Source organism: Pseudarthrobacter sp. R1 (assembly GCF_024494415.1).
In the GTDB taxonomy this organism is placed as follows: Bacteria; Actinomycetota; Actinomycetes; order Actinomycetales; family Micrococcaceae; genus Arthrobacter.
Map to the genome: position 1 here is coordinate 410,960 of NZ_JAMKFI010000001.1, position 25,862 is coordinate 436,821.

20 protein-coding genes are annotated in these 25,862 nt (G+C 65.5%); 11 read left to right on the top strand and 9 right to left on the bottom strand.

The genetic code is table 11. The features are described 5' to 3' along the window. Positions 1-3: 3 nt before the first annotated feature. From M8J71_RS01775 to M8J71_RS01790, 4 genes are all read right to left on the bottom strand, one after another. Positions 4-912 (bottom strand): GGDEF domain-containing protein, encoded by a 909-nt coding sequence (locus tag M8J71_RS01775; RefSeq protein ID WP_256246300.1) that lies wholly within the window; start codon positions 910-912, stop codon positions 4-6. Further along, positions 909-3,962 carry a response regulator gene (locus M8J71_RS01780; protein ID WP_256246301.1) on the bottom strand — a complete coding sequence of 1,018 codons (3,054 nt, stop codon included), beginning with the start codon at positions 3,960-3,962 and terminating at the stop codon, positions 909-911. The genes M8J71_RS01775 and M8J71_RS01780 overlap by 4 nt, the downstream gene beginning before the upstream one ends. Positions 3,963-4,088: 126 nt before the next feature. After that, complete coding sequence (locus M8J71_RS01785) at positions 4,089-6,242, bottom strand: putative bifunctional diguanylate cyclase/phosphodiesterase (protein WP_256246302.1); 2,154 nt, start codon at positions 6,240-6,242, stop codon at positions 4,089-4,091. A 177-nt stretch (positions 6,243-6,419) separates the two neighbouring features. Beyond that, complete coding sequence (locus tag M8J71_RS01790) at positions 6,420-6,689, bottom strand: GlsB/YeaQ/YmgE family stress response membrane protein (protein ID WP_256246303.1); 270 nt, start codon at positions 6,687-6,689, stop codon at positions 6,420-6,422. A 236-nt stretch (positions 6,690-6,925) separates the two neighbouring features. On the opposite strand from M8J71_RS01790, the gene M8J71_RS01795 reads away from it, so the two are divergent. Further along, positions 6,926-7,792 carry an HAD family hydrolase gene (locus M8J71_RS01795; protein WP_256246304.1) on the top strand — a complete coding sequence of 289 codons (867 nt, stop codon included), beginning with the start codon at positions 6,926-6,928 and terminating at the stop codon, positions 7,790-7,792. 65 nt (positions 7,793-7,857) lie between these two features. Here the strand turns inward: M8J71_RS01795 and M8J71_RS01800 are convergent, their stop codons facing one another. Next, a complete protein-coding gene (locus M8J71_RS01800; protein ID WP_256246305.1) occupies positions 7,858-9,237 on the bottom strand; it encodes a UDP-glucose dehydrogenase family protein in 1,380 nt (459 codons plus the stop codon). Then, positions 9,234-10,424 (bottom strand): glycosyltransferase family 4 protein, encoded by a 1,191-nt coding sequence (locus M8J71_RS01805; RefSeq protein WP_256246306.1) that lies wholly within the window; start codon positions 10,422-10,424, stop codon positions 9,234-9,236. Before M8J71_RS01805 ends, M8J71_RS01800 begins: the two co-directional genes overlap by 4 nt. Before the next feature lie 237 nt (positions 10,425-10,661). Between M8J71_RS01805 and M8J71_RS01810 the strand changes: the two genes are divergently transcribed. The 6 genes from M8J71_RS01810 to M8J71_RS01835 all read left to right on the top strand — a co-directional run bounded on the left by M8J71_RS01810 (position 10,662) and on the right by M8J71_RS01835 (position 18,092). Next, positions 10,662-12,212, top strand: a complete 1,551-nt coding sequence (locus M8J71_RS01810; protein ID WP_256246307.1) for a sugar ABC transporter ATP-binding protein — start codon at positions 10,662-10,664, stop codon at positions 12,210-12,212. Next, positions 12,209-13,258: an ABC transporter permease gene (locus tag M8J71_RS01815; RefSeq protein WP_256246309.1), complete on the top strand. Its 1,050-nt coding sequence runs from the start codon at positions 12,209-12,211 to the stop codon at positions 13,256-13,258. The genes M8J71_RS01810 and M8J71_RS01815 overlap by 4 nt, the downstream gene beginning before the upstream one ends. Next, positions 13,251-14,369, top strand: a complete 1,119-nt coding sequence (locus tag M8J71_RS01820) for an ABC transporter permease (RefSeq protein ID WP_256246310.1) — start codon at positions 13,251-13,253, stop codon at positions 14,367-14,369. The genes M8J71_RS01815 and M8J71_RS01820 overlap by 8 nt, the downstream gene beginning before the upstream one ends. Beyond that, positions 14,366-15,424: a rhamnose ABC transporter substrate-binding protein gene (gene rhaS / locus M8J71_RS01825; protein WP_256246311.1), complete on the top strand. Its 1,059-nt coding sequence runs from the start codon at positions 14,366-14,368 to the stop codon at positions 15,422-15,424. The genes M8J71_RS01820 and rhaS overlap by 4 nt, the downstream gene beginning before the upstream one ends. Positions 15,425-15,514: 90 nt before the next feature. Further along, on the top strand, positions 15,515-16,966 hold the full coding sequence (locus M8J71_RS01830) for an L-fucose/L-arabinose isomerase family protein (RefSeq protein WP_256246312.1): 1,452 nt from the start codon (positions 15,515-15,517) through the stop codon (positions 16,964-16,966). Between the two features lie 232 nt (positions 16,967-17,198). Further along, entirely contained in the window at positions 17,199-18,092 is an 894-nt protein-coding gene (locus M8J71_RS01835; RefSeq protein ID WP_256246313.1) for a DUF2382 domain-containing protein, read from the top strand. A 284-nt stretch (positions 18,093-18,376) separates the two neighbouring features. On the opposite strand, the gene M8J71_RS01840 is transcribed toward M8J71_RS01835, so the two are convergent. Beyond that, a complete protein-coding gene (locus M8J71_RS01840) occupies positions 18,377-18,838 on the bottom strand; it encodes a DUF4383 domain-containing protein (protein ID WP_256246314.1) in 462 nt (153 codons plus the stop codon). Positions 18,839-18,989: 151 nt separating this feature from the next. Between M8J71_RS01840 and M8J71_RS01845 the strand changes: the two genes are divergently transcribed. Continuing rightward, a complete protein-coding gene (locus M8J71_RS01845) occupies positions 18,990-20,300 on the top strand; it encodes a cell division protein PerM (protein ID WP_256246315.1) in 1,311 nt (436 codons plus the stop codon). A gap of 36 nt (positions 20,301-20,336) precedes the next feature. On the opposite strand, the gene M8J71_RS01850 is transcribed toward M8J71_RS01845, so the two are convergent. Continuing rightward, positions 20,337-20,768 carry a hypothetical protein gene (locus M8J71_RS01850; RefSeq protein ID WP_256246316.1) on the bottom strand — a complete coding sequence of 144 codons (432 nt, stop codon included), beginning with the start codon at positions 20,766-20,768 and terminating at the stop codon, positions 20,337-20,339. A gap of 39 nt (positions 20,769-20,807) precedes the next feature. Between M8J71_RS01850 and purN the strand changes: the two genes are divergently transcribed. Then, positions 20,808-21,386, top strand: a complete 579-nt coding sequence (gene purN / locus M8J71_RS01855) for a phosphoribosylglycinamide formyltransferase (protein ID WP_256246317.1) — start codon at positions 20,808-20,810, stop codon at positions 21,384-21,386. A 568-nt stretch (positions 21,387-21,954) separates the two neighbouring features. After that, the gene (locus tag M8J71_RS01860) at positions 21,955-22,473 is read left to right on the top strand and encodes an endonuclease domain-containing protein (RefSeq protein WP_256246318.1); all 519 of its coding nucleotides are present in this window, start codon (positions 21,955-21,957) and stop codon (positions 22,471-22,473) included. A gap of 77 nt (positions 22,474-22,550) precedes the next feature. On the opposite strand, the gene M8J71_RS01865 is transcribed toward M8J71_RS01860, so the two are convergent. Beyond that, positions 22,551-23,903: an MFS transporter gene (locus M8J71_RS01865; protein ID WP_256246319.1), complete on the bottom strand. Its 1,353-nt coding sequence runs from the start codon at positions 23,901-23,903 to the stop codon at positions 22,551-22,553. Between the two features lie 141 nt (positions 23,904-24,044). Here M8J71_RS01865 and purH point away from each other — a divergent pair, with 141 nt between their 5' ends. Next, positions 24,045-25,730: a bifunctional phosphoribosylaminoimidazolecarboxamide formyltransferase/IMP cyclohydrolase gene (gene purH / locus M8J71_RS01870; RefSeq protein ID WP_256246320.1), complete on the top strand. Its 1,686-nt coding sequence runs from the start codon at positions 24,045-24,047 to the stop codon at positions 25,728-25,730. Positions 25,731-25,862: the final 132 nt, after the last annotated feature.

Below are 25,862 nucleotides of genomic sequence, written 5' to 3' on the forward strand. Positions count from 1 at the left end.
GGCCTACCGGGCAAGCTCCACCCTGTTCCGTCCCCTGGCCTTGGCTGCGTAGAGGGCGCCATCGGCCTTCCCCAAAAGTGTCTCCGCGTCCACGTGATTCCCGGCAGCGAATGCGGATATCCCTGCACTGAGCCGCAGCTGGCCCGAAGGATCGCCTGCGTGCGCAATCGCTGCCTCCCGGACAGCGTCCAGCGCCCGTTCCACCAGCGCCTTCGCCCCGCCAAGCGACTGTTTGGGCAGTACCAGCAGGAACTCCTCGCCGCCGAACCGGTAGACCCCGTCGCTCTCCCGGGCGGTGCTGAGCAGCGCCGCCGCCACCGCCCGCAGGGCCAGGTCGCCTGCCTGGTGGCCGTAGAGGTCGTTGTAGGTCTTGAAGTTGTCGACGTCGCACATGGCCAGGCTGTAGTCCTCCCCGTACCGGAGGCTCCGCACATGAAGCTGTTCTAGGTCCTCCGAGAGCTTGAGCCGGTTGTGCAGGCCCGTCAGGGGGTCCGTGCGCGCCTGCCGCGAGAGGACCCTGCGGTAATGCGCCAGGTCCGCATGCAGGGTGGTCACGCGCAGCGCCACCAGCAGCCGGGCGTGCAGCACAAAGGGGTCCAGCGGTTTGGTGACGTAGTCGTCTGCTCCGGCTTCCAGTCCCGCCAGAACGTCGTCCCGTGAGCCTTGCGAGGTGAGCAGCACAACGTACGTGTAGAGGTCCGCTTCCCGCGCGCGGATGGCCCGGCACAAGGCCATTCCGTCCATTCCCGGCATCATCCAGTCGGTCACCACCACATCCGGCTGATGCTCCAGGTACATCGCCCATGCCTCGTCGCCGTCGGCGGCCGTCAGGCAGTCATGACCTGAACGCTCGACGGCGGCCCTCGCCACCAGCAGCGAGCCTGCGTCATCATCTGCCACCAGGACTTTCACTTTCCCACCTTCAGGACCGCCTCTAGTTCTTCGTCCAGCCGCTGCAGTTCAGCCTGCAGCCGGGCGACGTGGGCGGAACCGCCGCCTTGGTGCCCAGCATGTCCCAGGCCTTCCAGCTGCGCGCAGATCCCGGCCACAACGGCCGCACCGATGTTCGCGGCGGACCCCTTCAGAGCGTGGGCCGCCTCCGCCAGCGCCAACCCGCCGTCGCCGTCCAACGCCTTCTGCAGCGCCGCGACGCGGGCCGGGACCTCCCGCCGGAAGGCCGCTACCGCCGCGGGCAGCAGGCCAAGGCCGTCGTCCGGTCCCAGGTCCCGCAGGATGGCAAGCCGGGAATGGTCCAAGGCCGGTTCTGACGCGGAGCTGTCCGGTGTCCGGGCACCGGTGGCAGCAAGCGGCTGCGGGGCAAGCTGCGGACCCCTGGAGGAACCAGGCTCAGGAACCCACCGTGCCAGCGCGGCCTCCAGTGCTGCGGCCTCCACAGGCTTGGCGAGGTAGTCATCCATCCCGGCCGCGAGGCACCGCTCGCGGTCGCCGTCCAGCGCCCCGGCCGTCATGGCAATGATGGGCAGGCGGGAACGCAGGCCTGCCCTTTGGCGAATCCGGCGCGTGGCCTCAAATCCGTCCATCACGGGCATGTGGCAGTCCATCAGGACCACAGCGTAGGGGAAAGCCTGTGTGGCGCTGAGGGCCTCGGCGCCGTTGGAGACCACGTGGACGGTGTAGCCGAGCCTGGTCACAGTGGCGCGGGCCACCAGTTGGTTCACCTCGTTGTCCTCCACCACCAGGATGTGCCCCCGTGATGGTCCGCCCGCAGCCGGCGCAGGACCCGGCGATGCCTCAACGGCAGGAAGCTGGGGCTCGTGCGTGGACATCAACCGCATCAGGCGGTTGTAAAACTCTGAGCTTCGAACCGGCTTCATCAGCCATTCCCGCACGCCTGCGCTGGTGATGTCGGCGGGATCTACCTGCATGGTGGAGGTGAGCATGATCAGTTCCATGCCCGCCAGATTGGCATCCTCCTTGATCAGCCGGGCCAGCTCGAGTCCGTCCATATCCGGCATGCAGAAGTCCAGAACTGCCAGGTGGAAGGGTTGACCGGCCGCGTGGGCCTCGCGAGCACGGGCCAGTGCCGTGGCGGCATCCGGGACTGCCTGGGGCTGCAGCCGCCAACCCCGCAGCTGCGATTCAAGGACCAGGCGGTTAGTGGCGTTGTCATCCACCACCAACACCCTCAGGCCGTTAAGGAAACCGGCAGCGGGCACAGGGTCGGTGGAGGGGGGAGCCACCGGCAAGGGCAGGCGGAACCAAAACGTGCTGCCCTGCTCCGGCGCGCTTTCCACGCCAAGCGCGCCGTCCATTGCCTCGGCCAGTTTGCTGCAGATGGCGAGGCCCAGGCCGGTGCCGCCGTACCGCCGGGTGGTGGAGGCATCCGCTTGGGAAAACGACTGGAAAAGCCTGGCGTGATGGGCGGGGTCGATGCCGATACCTGTATCACGGACCTCAAAATGCACCACGGCTGTGCTCCCGGCACCAGCACCGGATCCATCCGTGCTCACCCGGACGGCCACTTCCCCTGAGGCAGTGAATTTCACCGCGTTGGAAGCGAGGTTCAGGAGGACCTGCCTGATCCGTCCCGAGTCACCCAGGAGCCGCGCCGGAACCTCAGGCTCACAGTAGGCGATCAGTTCCAGGTTCTTGGCCTGTGCCGGTTCCGCCAGAAGGCCGGCCACCTCTTCTACGAGGACCCGCGGATCGAACGGGCGCACGTCCAGCTCAACCTTTCCCGCCTCCAGCTTGGAGAAGTCCAGGATGTCATTGATCAGGGCCAGCAGCGCCTCCCCGGCGCCCTTGACGCCCTGCGCGTACTGCTTCTGCGTTTGATCCAGCCCGGTCTCGAGCAGCAGGGCGGTCAGGCCCACCACACCGTTCATGGGTGTCCGGATCTCGTGGCTCATGGTGGCAAGGAACTCTGACTTCAACCGGCTGGACTCCATGGCCTCAGCCCTGGCCGCCTCGAGCTCCCTGGTGCGGACGGCTACCTCCTGTTCCAGGCCCGTGGTCAGGGTGATGTTCTCCAATATGATCAACAGCTGCCGGACCAGCACGAATACCAGCACGGCAGTGCCGGCCACCAGCAGGAACGGCTCGAGTTCGGCAAGGTGGGGTCCGGCGAACAGCACGACGGCGGCGAGCAGCGGCGCGTACGGCAACAGTTCCAGCGCCAGTGTGTAGGCCTTCCGGTCCGGCCCTGCGCTTTCAACATACGGTGCAAGCGGGGCAAGGGCGATCAGGAGGAAGGCGCTGATCCAGCCCAGGGCGAGGGGCGAACCCGTGGCGCCGGTGACGCCGTCGAACGTCATCCGCACGTAAATACTGTCCGTTGTGGCCAGCATCAGCAGTCCGCCGCCAAAACACAACCAGGGCAGCCGTTCACCCGGCCGCCGCCGCATGGCCAGGACCAGCACCAGGGAGGTGATCACCAGATCGGCTACCGGGTAGGCCATGCCGGTGAGCCGGACCAGCGCGTCCCCTTCTGCGTTGAATGCCGGGCCCAGCACTGCGTACCAGCTGACCACCAGGACGGAGCAGGCAATCACCGCCGCATCCATCACTGCCCGGTACAGCGCCACCTGGTTGCCGCCGCGCCTCTTGAAGGCAAAAAGCGCGACGACGGCGGGCAAGGAGTAGCCGATGAACAAGGCATCAGCGAGGGAAGGAAACGGATAAACGTGGTTGTTCGCGAGGCCGTAGAAGGCGTACACCGCCATCCCGGCGGCCCAAATGAAAGCAGCAGCAGCCATGAACGCCCAGGCCCTGGTATTGGGGCCGCCGAGCAGGGCGGCGCGGGTGCAGCTTGCTCCCGCCAGCAGTGAGGCCGCCAGGATCAGGAAGTCACCCGTCACCAGGGCCGCAGGTGTCCCGTTGTTTGCGGTGAAATACAGTCCCAGCCCGGCCATCGCCGCAAGAGTGAACAGGGCGGGCCTTGCGAACCCTATGGTGTGGCCGCTGCCGGAATGCCGGCGCTGCAGGAGACCAATCTGAGACACGCGGGTACCTCCCCATGAGTGCGCCGCATACCCCGAAAACCTGAGACCGGAGCCCACCCGAGACCTGGGTGAAGACGCTCTCCTATGCTATCCCTCACACAGGGCGACCGGCTGGTTTCCCTGGCCCTACCGGGCCTTGAGAGCGTTAAGGGCTTCTTCTGCGTGGTGCAGGGCATACTCCAGCCGCTCACCGGGTTCAGGCAATGAGAACAGGTACCCCTGCAGCGAATCGCACTCCAGTGCGGCCAGGTAGTCAGCCTGCGCGGCCGTCTCCACGCCTTCGGCCGTCACTGTCAGCCCCAGGCTGTGCGCCATATTGATCATCGAGCTGAGGATGGGCAGCCGCTCGGCGCCCGTGCGGACCATCGAGATAAATGTTTTGTCGATTTTCACCGTGTCCACCGGCAGGTCCTGCAGCCTGCCCAGCGAGGAATAGCCGGTCCCGAAATCGTCCAAAGCAACCCGGGCTCCCGCATCCCGCAGTGTGCTGAGCTGTTTGATCAGGCTGCAGTCGGCGTCGAAAAACACGCTCTCAGTCACCTCCAGCACCAGCTGGTACGCGGCCACTCCGCTGGCTTCGGCGAGGCGGAGGACCTGCTCGGCGAAATCCGGTTCCTGCAGCTGGACGCCTGAAACGTTCACGGAAAGGGAGCGGGACGGGTCCTCGCTGAGCCAGGACGCCAACTGCACCATGCCCAGGGCCATCACCTCCGCACCGATCTCGCTGATCAGCCCGGTGCGTTCGGCCAGCGGGATAAATACCGACGGCGGGACGCGCTCGCCGCCCCGGTCCCACCTCGCCAGCGCCTCGAACTTAACAACCTGGCCCATGCGGTGCGAGACAATCGGCTGGAAGTCCACCGATATTTCCCCCCGCGCCACGGCCAACTGCAACCCGCTTTCCATGTCCGTCCTTTGCACCAGGGCCGCCATCATGTCCGGGTGGAACCTCAGGAAGCGGTTTTTGCCGGCAGCCTTGGCAGCGTACATCGCGATATCCGCGTGCCGCAGCAGCTCGGAGGCTCCTACGCTTTCCTGGCCCAGGGACGCCAGCCCCAGGCTAAGGCTGGGCCGAAGCACAGTTCCGTTGATGGTCACGGGCACGTGCAGGCACCGGACAATGCAGGCGGCAATCGCATCCGGGTCCGGGCAGGCGGTCAGCAGCACCACGAACTCGTCGCCCCCGAGCCTGGCCACCACATCGGCGGTGGGCACGCAGCCACGCAGCCGGCGGGCCACCTCGATCAGCATGTCGTCGCCGGCCTGGTGCCCCAGGATGTCGTTGACTTCCTTGAAATCGTCCAGGTCCAGGAGGAGGACGTCCACTGCCTTCAATCGGGGCTCTGTCAGTGCTGCACCGAGGCCATCGATAAAGACGGCCCTGTTGGCGAGTCCGGTCAGCGGATCCTGGAAGGCCATGGTGCGCAGTTTCTCCGCCTGGGCGGCGAGGTCGAGCATCGCCTGGTGCGCCTGCTCCTGGGCCTTCCGTCGCGGAGTAACGTCCCGGAAACTCCACACCCGGCCAACAATGTTGTCGCCCACGCGTTGCGGCCGCGAATACCGCTCGAAGGTGCGGCCGTCCTTAAAGTCCACTACGTCGTGGCTTTCAGCTGCCGGGTTGTCCTCCAACTCGTTGACCCGGCCCATAAAAGCGACCGGATCTGCCACCTGGGCAACAACGAGCCGGATAATCGGTTCTTCACTGTCACCATCCAGCAGTTCCGGCGGGATGCCCCACATTCGGAGGAACTGGTCATTGAAACCGGCCACACGGCCCTCGGCACTCATAACCAAAATGCCGTCGGCCGTGGACTCCAACGTTGCAGCGAGCAGGGACATCGCCTCGCGCAGGTCCTCGTCCGCTGACTTCCGGTGCGACGTGCCGCGGACGGACAACAGCAGCTGTGGTGCTGCCTGGCCGCCGGCTTGGCTGGTGGCGGAAAGGGCAGGGATCAGCGATGCGGCTACCTCCGCCGGAAACTCGGTCCCGCTGCTGTGCACCCCGTAAACCTCCCGCGGCTGAGGGTGTTTCCCGGGCTGAGCGAGAAGCTGCTGGAAGAGTTGGTCCACCTCGTCGCGGAAGCCCTCCGCAAGCAGCACCTGGTGGTTGCGGCCCCTCAATTCTTCCCGGCTGGCCCCGAAAAGCCGCTCGGCGGCGGCGTTGGCCATGGTAACGGTGCCGTCGGATGCCAGTGCGAGGAGTGCGTCCGGGCTGGCGTCCAGCACTGCCCCAAACGCTTGTGCTGTGAAGCTCTTGCTCTGGCTCCGTGAACCAGCCATGTCACCACCCCCCTCGCACATCATAAAGTGCGGACGCGGCAAATTGATGGGTCCGGCGGAAGCAGTTTCCGGGGAATCGGAAATACTGCCGGAACCGGTCGGGGCGAGCGGGCAAGCAAAAGCGCCGCCCTCCGAATGCGGAGAACGGCGCCTGCCCTTACGAAAAGTGTTTGGCGGCTACACCCGGCGATGGCTGCGGTTGGTGACTGCCCCGTAAACCAGCAGGACGATAATCGCGCCCAGAATTGCCAGGAGCCAGGTGCGGAGATCGAAGAATTCAGCCAGTCCGCCACCGAAGATCAGGGAGCCGATCCAGCCGCCCAGAAGAGCGCCGACAACGCCAAGGACCATGGTGATCACCCAGCCTCCGCCCTGACGGCCCGGCAGGATGGCCTTTGCAATAGCTCCGGCGATCAGGCCCAAAATGAGAAATCCTAGAATACCCATGTTGTCACTCCTTAATCAGTTAAGTTGTGCCGGGCCCCCATTTCCGGTTCCATAATTCAAGCAGTGTGCTTACTACACTTCAAGGCTTGTTTATTACGGGATGGCTGTCAGTTTGGGCGGTGGGAAATGCAGCTTCTTGGCAGGGCTGTGGGAGCAGCAGCGAAATCCGGGATCCCGCGGGTGTGAACGCTCTTCGATAGAGTTGACTGTCCCGCCATCCAGCTAGGAGTTCCGGCATGTCCAGCAAGCAGACCGTCCGCCCGCGCGCCATCTTCCTCGATATCGACGGCACTTACGCTGACCACGGTTTGGCCCCGGAAGCCCATGTGAAGGCCGTCCGCACCGCCCGTCGGCTCGGACACCTGGTCTTCGTCTGCACCGGGCGGCCGCTGTCCATGGTCCCCGGCCATATCCTGGCAGCCGGTTTCGACGGCAGCATCACCGGAGCCGGCGCCCGGGTGGAATGTGGGGGACAAGTCCTGAAGGACACACGATTCGAACCGGAGCTGGCCGCCAGGATTGTGGAGACGCTGGACGCCCATGGCGCCGCTTACATCCTGGAAGCACCCGAGGCCTTGCACGGCCGCACGGGCGTCGACCAGAGGCTGCGGGAGGTGCTTGGACCCATTTTCGCCGGACGGCCACAGCACGACGGAATCCTCAGCACTGATGTGGATCCCCTGGAGGACATCCTGGGCCCCATGCAGTACAGCGACAACCTGCGCACCACGTCATACGCCAAAATATCCTGCTTCGATTCGCCGGTGCCGCTGCAGCAGCTGGTGGACGGGCTGGGGCCGCAGGTTGGACTGATCCCCAGTTCCCTCTCCGCCCTGGGCGACAGGGCCGGGGAGATCTTTATGGCCGGAACCCACAAGGCGGTAGGCATCCAGGTAGTGGAGGCACACCTCGGCCTGGACCGGGCGGACATCGTGGCCATCGGAGACAGCGCCAACGACATTGAGATGCTTGAGTACGCCGGTGTGGGCATCGCAGTGGAAGGCGGGCACCCGGCTGTGCTGGCGGTTGCTGACCGCATTACCGCCGGTCCATCCGGAAACGGCGTGGCGCTCGCCTTCGCCGAGCTCGGCCTTCTGAACTGAGCCTCCCCCTGAGCTGGGCCTCCCCCTGAGCTGAGCCTCCCCCTGAGCTGGGCATGCTTCCTGAGCTAGGCCCGGGGGAGAGCCCTCTCCAACGCCTGATCTTCCGTGGTGCCTGTCCCAAGGCCGCGCACCAGCCAGCCTTCCGCCTGCCAGGCCGCAGCAGCCAGGACGTTGCGCGCGTCCAGCACCACCCGTCGCCGTACCAGCCCGCCCGCAACGGCCGGGGAAAGGCGGCGGTACTCGTCCCACTCGGTGAGCAGCAGTACCAGCTCGGCGCCCTCGAGCGCACGTTCGGTGGAGGCTTCGAACCGGAGGCGGGGATAGCGGCGCCAGGCGTGGTTCACTGCCTTGGGATCCGTGACCGTCACATGCGCACCGGCAGCCGCGAGACGGTCGGCAACGTCAAGGGCGGGGGAATCCCGGATGTCGTCCGTGTCCGGTTTAAAGGACGCACCCAGCACGGTAATGGAGCGCCCTGCGAGGTTGCCGCCGCAGAGTTCAGCGGCAAGGGAGACGGCACGCCCGCGCTGGCCCAGGTTCACCGTATCCACCAGCCGCATCCAGTCGTCCACGGCAGCGACGCCGAGGGCTGAGGCCTGCGACCGGAAGCTGCGGATGTCCTTGGGCAGGCAGCCGCCGCCGAAACCCAGCCCGGCGTGCAGGTACCGCCCGCCGATTCGCGGGTCCATCCCCATTGCCTCGCTCAGTTCCGCTACGTCCGCGCCCGAAGCGTCGCAGAACTCTGCCATGGCGTTGATGAAGCTGACTTTGGTGGCCAGGTAGGCGTTCGCCGCCGACTTGATGAGTTCCGCGGTGGCGAAGTTGCAGACCAGGCGGGGAATCCCGGCGGCGAGCAGCGGCTCGTACACCGCGTCCAGGGCGGCCGTCACGCCCAACGGCGCGCCGGTCCGGAGGTTGAACGCGGCGGTGCGGCCGCCTTCCACACCGTAAACCAGCCGGTCCGGCACCAACGAGTCCTTCACCGCGGTGCCTTGCCTCAGGAACTCGGGGTTCCAGCCCAGCAGCACATCGGGCCGGGCGGCCAGCAGGGCACCAAGCATGTCCACTGTGCCCACTGGCACTGTGGATTTTCCGACGACGACGGCGCCCGCCGCGAGGTGCGGCAGCAGCGCCTCCGCGGCGGAGACCAGGTAGGTGAGGTCGGCGGCGTCGGACGTTTTGTGTTGGGGCGTGCCCACGCACAGGAAGTGCACCTGCGCGCCCTTGGCGGCAGCCGCCGTGGTGGCAAAGGTGAGCCTGCCGGTCGCCAGCCCGTCCTGCAGCAGTTCGTCCAGCCCGGGTTCGTGGAAGGGGGCCGCGCCGCGTGCCAGTTGCTCCACCTTGCCGGGGTCGACGTCGACGCCCACCACTGTGTGGCCCATGGACGCCAGCGTGGCGGCGTGCACTGCGCCGAGGTAGCCGCACCCGATCACGGAAATTTTCACTGTTCCCACCCGCGCCCTAACCCCGCGGGCCCGGCCAGGAAACCCGGCGGGCGTGGGCCCGGCGCAACCACCGGCTCACCACTGATCACGGAGTGGTAATGCCGGACCAGTTCGCTGCAGAGTGCAGGCCACGTCCTGTCCTGCACCGAGGCGTGGGCCGCTGCCGCAAACGCGCGGCGCTTGGCGTCATCGCCCATCAGGTCCAGGACCCGGGCGCGCATGCCGGACAGGTCCCCGGGTTCGTAGAGCCAGCCGGTCCGGGAGTTCTCCACCAGGTCAAGAGGCCCGCCGCGGCCGGTGGCCACTACCGGCACACCGGACGCCATGGCCTCCTGGATGGTCTGGCAGAACGTCTCGAACTCGCCGGGATGGACGAACAGGTCAAAGGATGCAACAGCACGTGCCAATTCCTCGCCGCCCAGGAACCCGGTGAAAGCTGCGGCCGGCAAGGCTTCCTCCAGTGCCGCCCGCTGCGGGCCGTCGCCCACAATCACCAGTTTGGTGTTGGGCATTCCGGCCAGGGCAGCCAGGTCCTCCACCTGCTTCTCCACGGCCAGCCGGCCCACGTAGCCAATGATGCGCTCACCGCCGGGAGCCACGGCAGCCCGCCACCCGTCGTCGCGCTTTTCCGGCGAAAACCGGGCCGTGTCCACGCCCCGGCGCCATATCTCCACCCGAGGGATGCCGCGGCCGCGCAATTGGTTCAGTGCGAACGTGGACGGCGCCAGCGTGCGGGTGGCGAGCATGTGGATGTTTTCCACCCGGTTCCAGGCCCAGTTCTCCAGGATCGGCACGCCGTATCGGGCCGCGTAGCTGGGAACTTCGGTCTGGTAGATGGCCACGGTGGGGATGCCCAGCTGGTGGGCCGCCTGGGCAGCCCGCCAGCCCAGGACGAATGGCGAGGCCAGGTGGACGACGTCCGGTGCGTAGTCGGCAAGGATTCGCTTGACCCGGTACACACCGCCCATCGCCACCCTGACGTTTGTATATCCTGCCAACGGCACCGCAGGCAGCCGGTGGATCTCTGCGCCCTTGACGCGGTCCGGCGCTTCCCCGTCCAGCGTGGAGGGCGCGATGACCAGGACGTCATCGCCCCGGTCCTCGAGGTGCTCCAGCACACGCAGGATGGAATGCGTTACGCCGTTCATCAGCGGCAGGAATGATTCAGCGACAATTGCGATCCTCACCCCTCCACGGTGGGCGGGCGGCGTTGCCGCGCGGGGGACCGGATGTGACGCCGGGGGAAAAGTTTGGGAAACATCAGGACGCCGGTCCGCACCTTTTGAACACGGATCAGTCACGAATACTCCGGGGCCGGCCAATTCTATTGACCGTGCTGTTCCGCGGGATTTATGATTCAGGTCACTTGGTTGTTGTGAAACGATTCATTGGCGAAGCATAAACCTCAGAGACGCGGTTCCTTTATGCAGCAAGATCGCAGTGAAATTCCGCAGCCCGGTCAAGGGACCCGGCAGGACGAGCCGGTGCTCTCGCTGACCGGCGCTGCCAAGACCTTTGGCCCGGTGGTGGCCCTGGCAGACGGCACGGTGGAGATCCGGGCAGGGGAGATCCACGGGCTGGTGGGGGAGAACGGGGCCGGCAAGTCCACCCTCGTGAAGATCCTCGCCGGCCTTTATCACCCCGACTCCGGGGACTTCCGGCTTAGCGGCGAACCCGTCCACTTCCGCAGTGTGGCAGAGAGCAAGGCCGCCGGCATTTCCGTGATCTACCAGGAACCCACCCTGTTCCCGGACCTCACGGTGGCGGAAAACATCTTCATCGGGCGGCAGCCCAAGGGACGGTCGCGGCTGATCAGCCGTGCCGAGATGCGGCGGCAGGCCAGTGAACTGTTCGGCCGGCTGGGAGTCCCCATCGATCCGTCCCGCGCCGCGGAGGGGCTTTCCATCGCGGACCAGCAGATCATCGAGATCGCGAAGGCCATTTCGCTGGACGCCAGGGTGCTGGTCATGGACGAGCCCACTGCCGCACTCAGCGGGGTGGAAGTGGAGCGGCTCTTTGCCGTAGCCCGCGCGTTGCGGGACAAAGGGACCGGAATCCTGTTCATCTCGCACCGCTTCGATGAGGTGTTCGATCTCTGCGACCGGATCACGGTGATGCGGGACGGACGCTACATTGCAACCCACCGGACCGCCGAGGTCACCGTTGAAAAGATTGTCCGGGAAATGGTGGGCCGGGACATCGGAACCCTCTTCCCCAAGGCCGAGGCGGACATCGGGCACACCGTCCTCAAGGTTGACGGGCTCAGCAGGTCCGGAGTTTTCCGTGACATCAGCTTCGACGTCCGGGCCGGTGAGATCGTTGCCCTCGCGGGCCTGGTGGGTGCAGGCAGGACCGAGGTGGCCCGCGCCGTGTTTGGCATCGACCCCTACGACTCGGGACAGGTCTCGGTGGAGGGAAAGCCGCTGAAGGCCCGGAACCCGCAGGCCGCTATCGCCGCAGGCCTGGGTTTTGTGCCGGAGGACCGGCGCAAGCAGGGCCTGGTGATGAATTTGTCGGTGGCCCGGAACGTAACGCTGACCCTGCGGAACAAATTCGTAACCGCCGGGCTCATCAACGGCGGCAAGGAGCGTGCCGCCGCGAAGGAGTGGAGCAAGCGGCTGCAGGTCAAAGCCGGCTCCCAGGAGCACGCCGTCTCCACGCTCTCCGGCGGCAACCAGCAAAAGGTGGTGTTGGCCAAGTGGCTGGCCACCGACCCGAAGCTGCTCATCATCGACGAACCCACCCGCGGCATTGACGTGGGCACCAAGAGCGAGGTCCACCGACTCATCTCCGACCTGGCCGGCCGTGGCATCGCCATCCTGATGATCTCCTCCGAGCTCCCCGAGGTCCTGGGCATGGCAGACCGTGTCCTCGTGATGCGCGAGGGCCGGATTACCGCCCACCTGGACAGGGCGGATGCGGACCCGGAATCCGTGATGCACGCGGCCACCTCCTCGACAGGAGTTACGGAATGAGTTCCACGCTGAGGCACGAGGAAAAAGGCACGACGGCGGCCCGCGCCGGCGGCGGCAGCGGCGGGTTCGGTGCGCTGCTGCGCCTGCGTGAACTTCCCGTCCTGATTGCACTGGCGCTGCTGGTGCTCATCACCTTCCTCAACAATCCGCTGTTCCTGTCCCCGCAGGGAGTCAAGGACCTGCTCCTCAACGCCACCATCATCGTTATCCTGGCGGCCGGGCAGACCCTGCTTATCATCACGCGGAACATCGATTTGTCCGTGGGCTCCATGCTGGGGCTGGTTGCCTTCGGCACCGGCTCGATTTTCGCCGCTATGCCCAGCCTTCCCATCCTGGTGGTCCTGCTCCTTGGCATGGTCTTCGGCGCCCTGCTCGGCACGGTGAACGGGTTCCTGGTCACTGTGGCCAAGGTGCCGGCGCTGGTTATCACCCTGGGCACCCTCTACGTGTTCCGCGGACTGAACAACGCGTGGGCCGGCGGCAAGCAGTATTTCGCCGGGGACCGGCCGGAGGCATTCGGCGCGCTGTCCGTGGACACGGTTCTGGGCTTCCCCATCATCACCTTGCTGGCCATTGCGGTGGTCGCCGCGGTTGCGGTCTATATGGCGGGCACCCGCCCCGGCCGGGACCTGTATGCCATCGGATCGGACCCGGAAGCGGCGAAGGTCCTCGGCATCAAAGTGTCCAAACGCGTGTTCCTGGCCTTCCTCGCCAACGGAGCCCTCGCCGGCCTGGCCGGAGTGCTCTACGCCAGCCGCTTCAACTCGGTCGGCGCCACCACGGGGACCGGGATGGAACTCGACGTGGTGGCTGCGGCGGTTGTGGGCGGAGTGGCGATCTTCGGCGGCAGCGGGACGGTTGCCGGTGCGGCCCTCGGAGCCCTGCTGCTGACCACCATCACCAGTTCCCTGACCGCTCTTCGGGTGGACAAGTTCTGGCAGCAGGCCATCGTGGGCATCCTGATCCTGACGGCCATCGTCATTGACCGCCTGGCCAGCCTGAGGACGGCCCGGAAACTGCGGATCAGCGAGGCCCGGAATGTCTGAGACCACCACCCCCAGCAGCACTCCCACAGCCGTGCCGGTGGCCGACAGCACAAAGCCGCTGGCCACGGAGCCAAAAGGAAAAACGGGTGCTGCCCGCATCCTGGCCAGCCGTGACGCCATCACCATCTACGTCCTGCTGGCGTTCCTGATGTACGCCGCCATCGCCATCCCGCGCTTCGCTTCGCCGGTGACCACGGGTTTCCTGCTCCTGGACGTTATCCCCGTCCTGCTGATTGCGATGCCAATGACGCTCATCATCGTCACCGGAGAAATCGACCTTTCGGTGGCAAGCATCGCCGGGCTGACCAGCGCGTTGATGGGCGTGCTCTGGGCCGCCGGGCTGGACATCTGGCTGGTGCTGGCCCTTTGCCTACTGGCGGGAATAGGGGCCGGCATGTTCAACGGCTTCCTGATTGCCGTCCTTGGCTTGCCCTCACTGGCTGTCACCATCGGAACGCTGGCCCTCTTCCGGGGCCTTGCCCTGGTGGTCATCGGGGACAACGCGGTAGCCAACTTTCCCAAGCCGCTGACAGCCTTCTTCACCTCCAAACTCGGCGCCACCGGCATCCCCACGGTGATGATCGGCGTCGTACTCATCATGGTGTTCTTCGGCGTACTGCTCCATTTCACGCCTTTTGGGCGCGGGCTGTACGCGATGGGCTACAGCAAGGAGGCAGCCAACTTCGTGGGCATCAACGTGGCGCGGAGCAAATTCTGGCTTTATGTGGCCTCCGGCGCGGTGTCAGCCCTGGCCGGGATCTACTGGACGCTGCGTTACACCAGTGCGCGCAGCGACAACGCATCCGGCCTGGAGCTGGCCGTCATTGCTGCTGTGCTCCTCGGCGGCGTCTCGATCTTTGGCGGCAAGGGCGCCATTCCGGGTGTGGTTGCAGGCGTGCTGCTGATCGGCAGCCTGAACTATGCCCTGCGCCTGGGGAGGGTGTCCGACGTCGTCCTCATTACCGTGACTGGCCTGCTGCTCATCTTCTCGGTGGTGGCACCCAGCATCGGCGCCGCCGTCCGGGAATGGCGGCACACCCGGCGGGTCCGGCAGAGCTTCAGCCGGAGCACGTCCCCAATCGACCGCACGAGGGAAAAGGAAAAACAATGATGTTGAACCGAATAAGCACCGGCAGGCGCGCACACTTCGCTCCGCTGCTGGCCATCACGGCCGCCGCGGCGCTGGCCCTGACGGCGTGCAGCGGCGGCACGGGAACAACGGGGGAGACCTCCGCCGCCGTTGAAGACCAGAAAATCACGTTCATCCCCAAACAGCTGAACAACCCCTACACCGACGTTGTCCTCGGCGGCGGAAAGGACGGCGCCCAGGAAGCCGGGTTCGCCTCCTCCCAGGTGGTTGGCCCCCTCGAAGCGTCGGCGTCCAGCCAGGTCTCGTTCATCAACGCCGAAACCCAGGCGGGGACCAACGTCATCGTCATCGCCGCCAACGATCCCGACGCCGTCTGCACGGCTTTGGGTGGGCCACGCTCCGCCGGTGCCAAGATCGTCGCTTTCGACTCGGACGCCAATCCCGACTGCCGTGATGTGTTCATCAGCCAGGTGGTGGCCAAGGAAGTGGCCCTGATCCAGACGAAGCTCATCGCGGATCAGATCGGCGGTTCGGGTGAGATCGCCATCCTGTCCGCCACGGCTAACGCCACTAACCAGAACGAATGGATCAAGTTCATGGAGGAGGACCTGGCGTCCAACCCGGCCTACAAGGACATCAAGCTTGTGGCCAAGGTCTACGGTGACGACGATGACACCAAGTCGTTCCAGGAAGCCCAGGGCCTGCTGCAGGCGCACCCGAACCTGAAGGGCATCATTTCGCCCACCACTGTGGGGATCGCCGCCACCGCCCGGTACCTCTCCACCTCGGCCTACAAGGGCAAGGTTGCGCTGACCGGACTGGGATTGCCCAACGAGATGCGGCCGTTCGTCAAGGACGGCACCGTCAAGGAATTCGCCCTCTGGGATCCCGCCCAGCTCGGATACGTCGCTGCGTTCGCCGGCAAGGCACTTGTGGAGGGAAAGATCACGGGCGCTCCGGGCGACTCGTTCACTGCAGGTGAATTGGGGGACCGGACCATTGAAGAAGGCGGCGTGGTCATTGTTGGCCCGCCAACCGTCTTCAACGCCCAGAACATCGACCAGTACAACTTCTAGCGCATTGGTGCTCAGGCCGGGCGGGCTCCTTCATTCCGCCCGGTCTTCCGTGCCCCGCGCTGCTCCACGTCAGCGGAATGGAAGGTTGCAATGCCGCCCACTAAAAAGAACGCTGCTGCCTTACTGGAGCCCCATCGGCGGCGGCCCACCCGGATCGGCCTGGTGTCCGGAGGGCTGGGAGCCTACTGGCCCCAGTTCCTCGGACTCCTGCCGCAGCTGGAGGAATCAGCCCGGTACGTCACGGCGCGCTTCAAGGACCTGGACGCTGAGGTGGTGGACGCAGGATTCATCTCCGATGCCACCCAGGCCGTAACGGCGGGGGAAAAGCTTCGGCAGGCTGACTGCGACCTGATCGTCATCTTCCTCGCCACCTACCTGACCTCCTCGATGGTTCTACCCGTGGCCCAGCGCTCCGGAAGTCCGGTACTGGTGATCGACCTCCAGCCCACGGAAGCGATGGACCACGCGAACTTCGATACGGGCGCCTGGCTCGCCTACTGCGGCCAATGCCCGGTCCCGGAAGTGGCGAACGTCTTCCGCCGGGCGGGGATCGACTTCCGGTCCGTCTCCGGGCATTTGAAGCAGGATTCCGCCTGGGAACGCATAAACCGGTGGGTGCACGCAGCCGGCGTCCGCGCGAGGCTTCGGAACGCGCGGCACGGCCTGATGGGCCACCTCTATCCAGGCATGCTGGACGTCGCCACCGACCTGACCACGGTTTCCACTACATTCGGTTCGCACGTTGAAGTGCTCGAGTTCGATGACCTGCGTGAGCGCGTGAAGGCTGTCACCGACGCCGAGGTGTCCGAACGGCTCGACCTGGCACGGGAATTGTTTGTGCTCGCTGAGTCGGTCAACGACGACGACTTCGCCTGGGGTGCCAGGGTCTCCGTGGGCCTGGACCGGCTGGTGGAGGACTTCGACCTGGACTCGGTGGCCTACTACCACCGCGGGCTGGCGGGAGAACAGCACGAGCGGCTGGGCGCCGGCATGATCCTGGGCTCCTCCATCCTTACGGCGCGCGGGATTCCCATGGCGGGGGAGTACGAGCTACGGACTTCCATCGCCATGCTTGCTGCCCAGGCCATGGGCGCAGGGGGCTCGTTTACGGAGATCCAGGCGCTGAACTTTTTCGACAACGTGGTGGAAATGGGGCATGACGGACCCGCCCACCTTGCCGTCTCCTCGAAAGATCCACTCCTGCGCGGACTCGGCGTCTACCACGGGAAGCGCGGCTGGGGAGTTTCAGTTGAGTTCGACGTCCAGCCCGGACCGGTCACCACTCTCGGCCTGGGCCAGGACCCCGACGGCAGCTACGTCTTCGTAACATCGGAAGGGACGGTGGTGCCAGGCCCGCTGCTGGCCATTGGCAACACCACATCGCGCGTGGATTTTGGTGGCGATCCCGGCCTCTGGGTTGACCGGTGGAGCCAGACCGGAACGGGCCACCATTGGGCCCTGTGCCTTGGTCATCGGGCGGCCGACATCAAGGCTGCCGCCTCCCTGCTGGGCATCGGGCACCGGCACGTGTCGCTCCCCTAACGGCCGGAAATTTTTCCGGACAAAGTGGCTCGTCAGCCGGGGGTTTCGCCGTTCGGCACAAAGAAAAATTACTAAGTAGACTTCCCTTTTGATGCTAAGCATGCTTACGGTATGGGGGCAGCTAGCGAGAGCCTTCAGCAGAGGGGGCGGAGACTGAGTGCCGGGACAACCGGTGCCGGGACATCCAATTGCCAGCTAATGCCCAGCGCAACGACACATCCAAGGAGACGTCATGCTCAACCGGGAAAACATTGAAAGCCTGCTCCACAAGGGCGGCAACGTCGTCGGTTCCGATGGCGAAAAGATCGGCTCGATCGGTCAGCTTTACGCAGACGACGATACTGGCGAGCCCACGTGGGTCACCGTCAAGACGGGCCTTTTTGGCACGTCCCAGTCCTTCGTCCCCGTTGAGGGCGCGCACAGCCAGGGCGACGACCTGGTGGTGCCGTACAGCAAGGACCACGTCAAGGACGCCCCGCGCGTCGACGTCGACGGACACCTCACCCCTGAGGAAGAGGACCGCCTGTACACCTACTACGATCGCGGCGCCCGGACCTACTCCGACACCCGCGGCGACACCGGTGGCTATGACACCCGGGGCGACGTGGACCTGCAGGGCGACGCCGACCTGAACGCCGGCACTCCCAACGCCGGTACCGCCGGCTACGCATCCGGCACCGGCACCGCGGGCTACGCTTCTGACCGCGACACCGTGGGCCACGACACCTCTGGTCCCACCACCGATGACGCCATGACCCGCTCCGAGGAACGGCTCCACGTCGGCACAGAGCGTGAGGCTGCCGGCCGGGCCAGGCTCCGCAAGTACGTCACCACGGAAAACGTCACCAAGACGGTTCCCGTGCAGCGCGAAGAGGTCCGCCTGGAGCGGGAGCCCATCACAGGCGCTAACCGCGGCGCGGCCCTTGATGGTCCGGACATCAGCGAAGAAGAACACGAGGTGATCCTGCACGAGGAACGCCCCGTGGTGCAGAAGGAAGCGGTCCCGGTGGAGCGCGTCCGCCTGGACAAGGACGTGGTACAGGAAGACGTCACGGTCAACGAGGAAGTCCGCAAGGAGCACATCGAGGCCGATGGCCACGGCGTAGACCGCGACCAGCGCCGCTGACACACTACCGCTAGCGTGCTGCTGACGCGCCGTTGAACGGACCGGCGCTGACGCACCCGCACAGCGACCGACGCCGGGAGTCCACTTGGGGGCTCCCGGCGTCGTTGTGCATGCGGAACTTTTTGTGCCGGGCCGGCCAGCTGCTGGTGCGGGCCGGCCTCGCCAAATGCTGGTGCAGCCGCGCCGGAAGCGGCGACTGCACCAGCCAGTAGGACGAATATCTTCAGAACTTAGGGTTCTTCCTTCATTCGCGGCTCCTGTTTTCCCGGGTTACGGATTCCGGGTTATGTCCTGTCCGCGGTTGTATTCCGCGATAACAGCCAGCCAGCAACAATCATCACGATGCCCAGCACCAGGTGCGTCCAGTTGTCCATCATGTTCAGCGACAGGAAATTCGCCGCTGAGTCCACTCCGACAATGAGCCCGAAGATAGCCAGGACGATATACAGCGCGCCTGCTCCCAGGAGGAAATTCCGTGCTCCATGTTCTGTGCGGGAAATAGCCCAGCCGGTTGCGCCGATGGCCAGTTGCACAATGTTGAGCAGCATGGACACCTGGAACAGCCCCAGGAACATGGCGTGCGAAGCCGGTCCGAGGAACATCAGTTCGCTGTATTGTGTGGTGACGCCCGGGATGAAGCCCAGGACTCCCACCAGCATTAAAACAATTCCCACTCCCATGCCCACGTTCTGGACGTCTGCCCGTCCAAAGTGAACGCCGTGCGCATGGTGGGATGCGGTAGTCATTTCTTGCCTCCAACCACTAATTGTGGACGGTTTAAATTTTACGGCGGGCGCAGGTGAAAAGCGCCGGTGCAAGGCTCATCGAAGGTATCGCTCCGGCATGGCGCCTGTCGGTCCCGGGCCGGGCGGCGCCGCCGTGACACCATGGAAAACGATGAAACTGCGCGCTGATCAGACCGGAGACCGTGGCCTTCCCATGCCCTTGTGGCTGCAGGGTGCCCTCGAAACGGCCCAGGCAGCCATCATCTCGGCACTGGTGGTGCTTGCCCCGATCATTGCCGTCTGGGCTACCGCCGGGTTCCAGGACGGCGCCGTTGATTTTCTTGCGCGACTGGCCGGGCAGTCCTGGCTGCTGGTCCACGGGGTGCCACTGGAACTCATCGCTGTCGGACCCGACGCCGCCAACTCCGGCTCTGGGCTGCTCACGCTTTTTCCGCTTGGCTTGACCATGATCCCGTTCCTGCTCGCGTGGCGGGCGGGCCGCCGGCTGGCCCGGGCCTCCTATACGGACCAGCTGTGGCAAGCACTCCTCGGTTCCTGGCTGGTGTATTCCGCCTTCGGAGCGGCCACAGGCTTCATCTGCCGCACGCCCGATGTCGCCATTAATCCCTTCCACGCGATGTTCATCCCGCTCATTCCCTACGCCCTCGGCATGGTGATCGGCGCCCGCCGGGAGGCAGGCTCCTGGAGTCGGCTGATCGGCGTCGACGCCGTGGACTGGATCTCCCGCACCAGCCAGCATTCGCGCTGGGCAGGGTCCTACCTCGCCTCCGCCGCGACGGCCGGTTTTGTGGCTGAGGGGTCAGCGCTGGCGCTGGCCGCGTTGCTGCTGGCTGTGAACCTGTTTATCCACTGGAACCTGGTGGTTGCGGTTTATGAAGCGCTCGACGCCGGGGCAGTGGGAGGTGCCGCCCTCACCGTTGCGCAACTGGGGTTCCTGCCCAACCTGGTGGTCTTTGCGTTGGCCTGGTCATCCGGCTCCGGCTTTGCGATGGGCCTCGGTTCCCAAGCTGGCCCGCTCGGCACTGCTGTTGGCCCGCTGCCTTCCATCCCGTTGCTGGCTGCCATCCCGTCCGGACCCCTGGATTACGCCTTCGTTGCCCTGATCGTTCCGGTTTTGGCCGGGGTGCTGGCGGGCTGGTGGTTCCTCCGCGAAGGGGAAAACCATTTTGACGAGTGGCTTGCCATCAAGGTCCGCGCGCGCTGGTTCACAGCTACCGTTTCCACGGTGGTGCTGGGCGTGCTGTGCGGGCTGGCCGCAGGGCTGCTGACCGCCGGCCTGGCCTGGCTGGCACGGGGCTCGGCCGGAATCGGGCGCCTCACGGACATCGGTCCGGACCCGTTCTGGACGGGAGTCTGGGTGGCGGCGGAGGTGGGCGCCGGCGTCGTGATTGGCTACGCAGCGGGACCCTGGCTGGAACGGGAGCAGGCGGCAAAGGAAGCAGACGCCGAACTGGTCCGGTAGTTTCGGGAGCTGACGCCTGCAGGGGAGGGGCGGCCCTTAGGGGAGCTGTGAGGGCAGTGATCCCTCCAGCTGCACCCGGCATGCCGACTGTGCCTGGTCCGTGAGCGCCCGGCCGACACACGCCTGGTATTCGCGCACTTCGTCGAAGAACAGTGCCGTGACCAGGATCAGCAGCACCATAATCGCTGACACCACCAGCCCCGAGATGGTGCCGATAAGGACAAGGCGGGACTCCTTCAGCCGGGTGGCCCGGACCAGCAACACCACGCCGAAGGCAATGCTGGCGGCTGTCAGGACTGCGGTAAGCCAGAGGTAGCTGACGTCCAGCTGGTAGACAAAGAAGGCGCCCAGCACCGTCACCACGAAGATCCGGAACAGGGTGTGGGTTTTGCCGAGCGAGGCCTTGGCTGCCTCGCTGAGCGGCTGCTTCGTGCGCTGCCGCCCAGCCGGTTCCGGTGTGCTGTTCATGTTTTCCAGCCTACGCGAGCCTGCCCATAAGCTAGTGCCATGCGCATCGTAGTCCTCGTTTCCGGAACCGGGTCCAATCTTCAGGCAGTTATCGACGCGGTTCAGGCAGGGGCGCTGGACGTTGAAATCGCCGCAGTGGGGGCCGACCGGCCGGGCACCTTCGGGGTGGAACGGTCCGCAGCCGCCGGCATTCCCACCTTTGTGGTGGACTTCAAGGCCTATGCGGACCGGGCAGAGTGGAATGCTGCGCTGACCGAGGCCGTAGCGGCGTTCGAACCGGATGTGGTGGTCTCCTCCGGTTTCATGCGGATCGTCAGCCCGGAGTTCATTGACGCCTTCAACGGCAAATACCTCAACACCCATCCTGCGCTGCTCCCGGCCTTCCCGGGCGCCCACGGCGTGCGGGACGCGATGGCATACGGCGTTAAGGTCACCGGCTGCACCGTGCACTGGGCAGACGCCGGCGTGGACACCGGGCCCATTATCGCCCAGGAAGCCGTGGCCATCGAGGAGTCCGACACCGAGGAAACCCTGCACGAGCGCATCAAGGTGGTGGAGCGCCGGCTCCTGGTGTCCACCCTGGCCACGCTCGCCGCTACCCACCCGACGCACGCCTAACCCATCCTCCCCTCCCAACTAGGTAGCGCTAAGTGTCGTTTTCAGCCCTCAAAGCGACACTTAGCGCTACCTAGTTGGGCACGGGCGGGCAAGGCTGTGGATAACCTCTGCGGCTTCTCGCCACGCCTGCCACGATGGGCGAATGAAGGTTCCAAGCCAACTGCCTGACCCTCTGGCATCTTTGCCATTCACGTTCCAGGAAGCGGTCGACGCCGGCATCAGCCGACGACGTCTGCGTCACCATGGCTTGCTATGGCCAAGCCGGGGAATCCGTGTGCCGGATGCCAGCGACGCATCGCACCTCGCCCCGCGTATCCGTCCCTACACTTTGGTCACTGAATTTGCGGCCGCTTCGCACGTCTCGGCCTTTCTCCTGTGGGAGTTTCCGGGCTTCCTCCCGGGCAGTGATGAGCCACTGCTGCACATCTCGCGGCCTGACACCGTTGCCATCATGCGTCGGCCCGGTGTGAAGGGACATCGCGGGCAGTTTTTCGCTGACGAGATCGTAAATCATGCCGGCCTGCTGGTCACTTCGCGGGTGAGGACTTGGCTGGATTGCTCCCGCAAAATGAGCATCGAAGAACTGACCGTGGTCGCGGACCACTTGCTTCGCGTTCCAAGGCCAGACTTCGAGGGCAGGTCAGGACCGCATGCAACGCGGGAGGATCTCGACGACATGCTTGACCGGCACAAGGGGACGCCCGGCATCAGGAAGGCCCGGGTTGCCCTCGAGCGGGCGCGGGTGGGATCGGATTCCGCCCCTGAAACCAGGCTGCGGCTGGCATTGGAGGACGCGGGCCTGCCCGAACCTTGGCTGAACGTGCCCACCGAGCTGGGCGCCGGCGTCGTTCGCCAGCCTGACTTGAGCTATCCGGAACAGAAGGTGGCGGTGGAGTACGACGGCGAGGGCCACTCCGAGTCGGTGCAGATCGTCCGCGATATTGCCCGTGAAGAGGACTTCGCCCGTGCCGGCTGGTTGGTCGTGAGGATTTCAAAGCGGCACATGGACAGGGATGCCCGGCCGGCGGTGGCCAAGGTCCGCTCAGCGCTCCTGATCCGGGGCTGGTTACCCGGCAAGGAAAACTAGGTAGCGCTAAGTGTCGTCACGAGGGTTGAAAACGACACTTAGCGCTACCTAGTTGGGAAGGTGGGAGGGAGAGGGGGCTACTCGAGGCGGCGCTGCTTGGTTTCCGGGGAGAAGAACGCCATCCACAGCACGGCGATCAACACCAGCCCGCCGGCCAAGGCAAAGGACGTTGCCAGGCCCAGCTCCGGCCAGAAGTAGTTCGCGAAGATCAGCGGCCCGAAGCCCGCACCGAGCCGGGAGAACGTGGAGGCCCACCCGAAGCCGGTACCGCGCAGCTCGGTGGGGTACAACTCTGACACGTAGGCGTACAGCACCGGAATGGCCACCTGCACCACAAACCCGAACACCAGGAGCCAGAACACAGCCGCCGTGGGGATGTCCACCACAATCGCAACGATCACCAGGGTCAGGGCCGACAACGGTCCGGTGACGGCGAGGATCCACTTGCGGCCCACCCGCTCCACCAGAAGGGCCGCCACAACAACGCCCAACAGCCCGACGGCGGCCATGGACGCGGTGGTGACGAACGCCTTGTACTCGGCAAAGCCGGCACCAATCAGGATCCGCGGCATCCAGGTCAGGGACAGGTAATAGACCAGCAGGATCGAGAAGAACAGGGACCAGGCCGCTGCCGTGATCTTCCAGTTGAACTGCCATACCAGGCGCAGCTGGTGCCAGGCGCTTCCGGCGGACAGGCGTGGCACTTCCTTCGCGACGGGCAGGCTGTAGGCGCGGGCTTCCGCCCCCGTTGCTGCCACCAGGCCATCGATGACTTTGGCCGCTTCCTCGCGCCGGCCCTTGCGGATCAGGAACAGCGGGGACTCCGGGACGCTCCGGCGGACCCAGAACACCAGCAGCGCCGGCAGGACCATCACAAGCATGGTCAGCCGCCAGTCTCCGTACACGGCCACAAGCCCGGCGGACACAAAACCTGCCAGGGCTGCCCCCACCGGCCACCAGCCATCCATCGCGGTGAGAACCTTGCCGCGCTGCTTGCGGGGAGTGAACTCACCTACCAGGGCGTAGTCCACGGGGATACAACCGCCCAGGCCGAAGCCCGCTATAAACCGGAACACACAGAACCAGATGAAGTCGGGGGAGAAGGCCCCGAGCACGGTGAAGAGGGAGAAGATCAGCAGCGTGGCCGTGAAAGCTTTCTTGCGTCCGATGGTGTCCGCGATGGTGCCCCAGACAAAAGCGCCAAGGGCCATCCCGATCAGGTTTGACGTGCCCACCCAGGCCACTTCACCCGGGGTAAGGGCCCAGTGGGTTGAGAGCAACGGAATGAGGATGCCGTTCAGTGTCACGTCCCAAGCATCAAACATAAAACCAAGGCCGCCGATCACAAAGATTCTACCCTGGACTTTCCATCGCCAGGGCAGTTCCTGGACCACCTGCTCGCCGCTCGGCACAGTGGTGTAAGTATTCATCGCAGCCTCCTGAAAGAACTCTAGCCGGGCCCGCTGACCTTCACACTTCCGCCTGCACCGGGGGCTGGCTGCACTTCGCGATAAACTGGCCCTATCCCCACCAACCGCGGCACTGTTCCGCGACATAAGACGGAGACATTTGTGAGCTTCACGCAGCATGAGCGCGTAACCATTGACCGTGTTCCCATCCGCCGGGCCCTGATCTCGGTGTACGACAAGACCGGTCTGGAGGAGCTCGCCCAGGGCCTGCATGCAGCTGGAGTGAAGCTGGTGTCCACCGGTTCCACGGCCAAGAAGATCGCAGCGGCCGGCATCCCCGTCCAGGAGGTCGAGGACGTGACCGGTTCGCCGGAAATGCTGGACGGCCGCGTCAAGACCCTGCACCCGCGCGTTCACGGCGGCATCCTTGCCGACCGCCGCGTCCCGGCGCATATGGAGACGCTTACCAAGATGGAGATCGAACCTTTCGATCTGGTGGTGGTGAACCTCTACCCGTTCGTGGAAACCGTCAAGTCCGGCGCTGCGCAGGACGACGTCGTGGAACAGATCGACATCGGTGGCCCCGCCATGGTGCGCTCCGCCGCGAAGAACCACGCCGCCGTCGCCATTGTGGTGGATCCCTCCTTTTACGGCCAGGTGGTCACCGCAGCCGCTGAGGGCGGCTTTGACCTGAACACCCGACGGCGTCTGGCCGCCAAGGCCTTCGCCCACACGGCGTCCTACGACAACGCGGTGGCAACGTGGACCGCGAGCCAGTTCCTGGATGAAGACGGCGACGGCGTCATCGACTGGCCCGCCTATGCCGGCCTCTCGCTGGAACGCTCCGAGGTGCTCCGCTACGGCGAGAACCCGCACCAGCAGGCAGCCCTCTACGTGGACAAGGCCGCTCCGGCCGGCATCGCGCAGGCTGACCAGCTGCACGGCAAGGCCATGAGCTACAACAACTTCGTGGACGCCGACGCCGCCCTTCGCGCCGCCTACGACTTCAGCGAACCTGCCGTTGCCATCATCAAGCACGCCAACCCCTGCGGCGTAGCCGTCGGCTCCGCGGATGCCGCCGATCCCATCGCCGACGCCCACGCCAAGGCCCACGCGTGCGATCCCGTCTCCGCGTTTGGCGGCGTCATCGCAGCAAACCGCACCGTGACCGCCGGGATGGCAAACACCGTCAAGGACATCTTCACCGAGGTTGTGATCGCCCCGGGCTTCGAACCTGAGGCCGTGGAGATCCTGTCCAAAAAGAAGAACATCCGGCTGCTCGCCCTGCCCGAGGGCTACGGCCGCTACCCATCGGAGATCCGCCAGGTATCCGGCGGCGTCCTGGTCCAGGTCAGCGACAAGGTTGATGCCGACGGTGACAACCCAGCCAACTGGACCCTTGCTGCCGGCGAAGCTGCTGACGAAAAGACCCTCGCGGACCTCGCCTTCGCCTGGACCGCCTGCCGGGCGGCAAAATCCAACGCGATCCTCCTTGCCCAGGACGGCGCAGCCGTGGGCATTGGCATGGGACAAGTCAACCGCCTGGATTCCTGCCGGCTGGCCGTGGAGCGGGCCAACACGCTTGGCGTGAAGGTGGAGTCCGACGTCGAAGGAGCGGGCGGTGCCTCGAACACCGACGCCGGCGGGGCACCCCAGCGCGCCCGCGGGGCCGTAGCAGCCTCCGACGCCTTCTTCCCGTTCGCGGACGGCCTGCAGATCCTGGTCGACGCTGGTGTCCGCGCGGTGGTCCAGCCCGGCGGTTCCGTGCGGGATGAGGAAGTCATTGCGGCAGCGAATGCAGCCGGCGTCACCATGTACTTCACCGGCGCGCGGCACTTCTTCCACTGATCCCCACCGGCTCCCTAACCTCGCAAGCTCGGCCAGGGAACCCTGCCGGCGTGGGCCCAAACCGGCTCCCTAACCTCGCAAGCTCGGCCAGGGAACCCTGCCGGCGTGGGCCCAAACCGGCTCCCTAACCTC

Bases quoted from the DNA above. Each gene is read 5' to 3' on its own strand.
- M8J71_RS01865 (WP_256246319.1), bottom strand. From the start codon at position 23,903: ATGAATACTTACACCACTGTGCCGAGCGGCGAGCAGGTGGTCCAGGAA.
- M8J71_RS01785 (WP_256246302.1), bottom strand. From the start codon at position 6,242: ATGGCTGGTTCACGGAGCCAGAGCAAGAGCTTCACAGCACAAGCGTTT.
- M8J71_RS01815 (WP_256246309.1), top strand. From the start codon at position 12,209: ATGAGTTCCACGCTGAGGCACGAGGAAAAAGGCACGACGGCGGCCCGC.
- M8J71_RS01830 (WP_256246312.1), top strand. From the start codon at position 15,515: ATGCCGCCCACTAAAAAGAACGCTGCTGCCTTACTGGAGCCCCATCGG.
- M8J71_RS01850 (WP_256246316.1), bottom strand. From the start codon at position 20,768: ATGAACAGCACACCGGAACCGGCTGGGCGGCAGCGCACGAAGCAGCCG.
- purN (WP_256246317.1), top strand. From the start codon at position 20,808: ATGCGCATCGTAGTCCTCGTTTCCGGAACCGGGTCCAATCTTCAGGCA.
- M8J71_RS01835 (WP_256246313.1), top strand. From the start codon at position 17,199: ATGCTCAACCGGGAAAACATTGAAAGCCTGCTCCACAAGGGCGGCAAC.
- M8J71_RS01820 (WP_256246310.1), top strand. From the start codon at position 13,251: ATGTCTGAGACCACCACCCCCAGCAGCACTCCCACAGCCGTGCCGGTG.
- M8J71_RS01795 (WP_256246304.1), top strand. From the start codon at position 6,926: ATGTCCAGCAAGCAGACCGTCCGCCCGCGCGCCATCTTCCTCGATATC.
- M8J71_RS01860 (WP_256246318.1), top strand. From the start codon at position 21,955: ATGAGCATCGAAGAACTGACCGTGGTCGCGGACCACTTGCTTCGCGTT.
- rhaS (WP_256246311.1), top strand. From the start codon at position 14,366: ATGATGTTGAACCGAATAAGCACCGGCAGGCGCGCACACTTCGCTCCG.
- M8J71_RS01790 (WP_256246303.1), bottom strand. From the start codon at position 6,689: ATGGGTATTCTAGGATTTCTCATTTTGGGCCTGATCGCCGGAGCTATT.
- M8J71_RS01840 (WP_256246314.1), bottom strand. From the start codon at position 18,838: ATGACTACCGCATCCCACCATGCGCACGGCGTTCACTTTGGACGGGCA.
- M8J71_RS01845 (WP_256246315.1), top strand. From the start codon at position 18,990: ATGAAACTGCGCGCTGATCAGACCGGAGACCGTGGCCTTCCCATGCCC.
- M8J71_RS01810 (WP_256246307.1), top strand. From the start codon at position 10,662: ATGCAGCAAGATCGCAGTGAAATTCCGCAGCCCGGTCAAGGGACCCGG.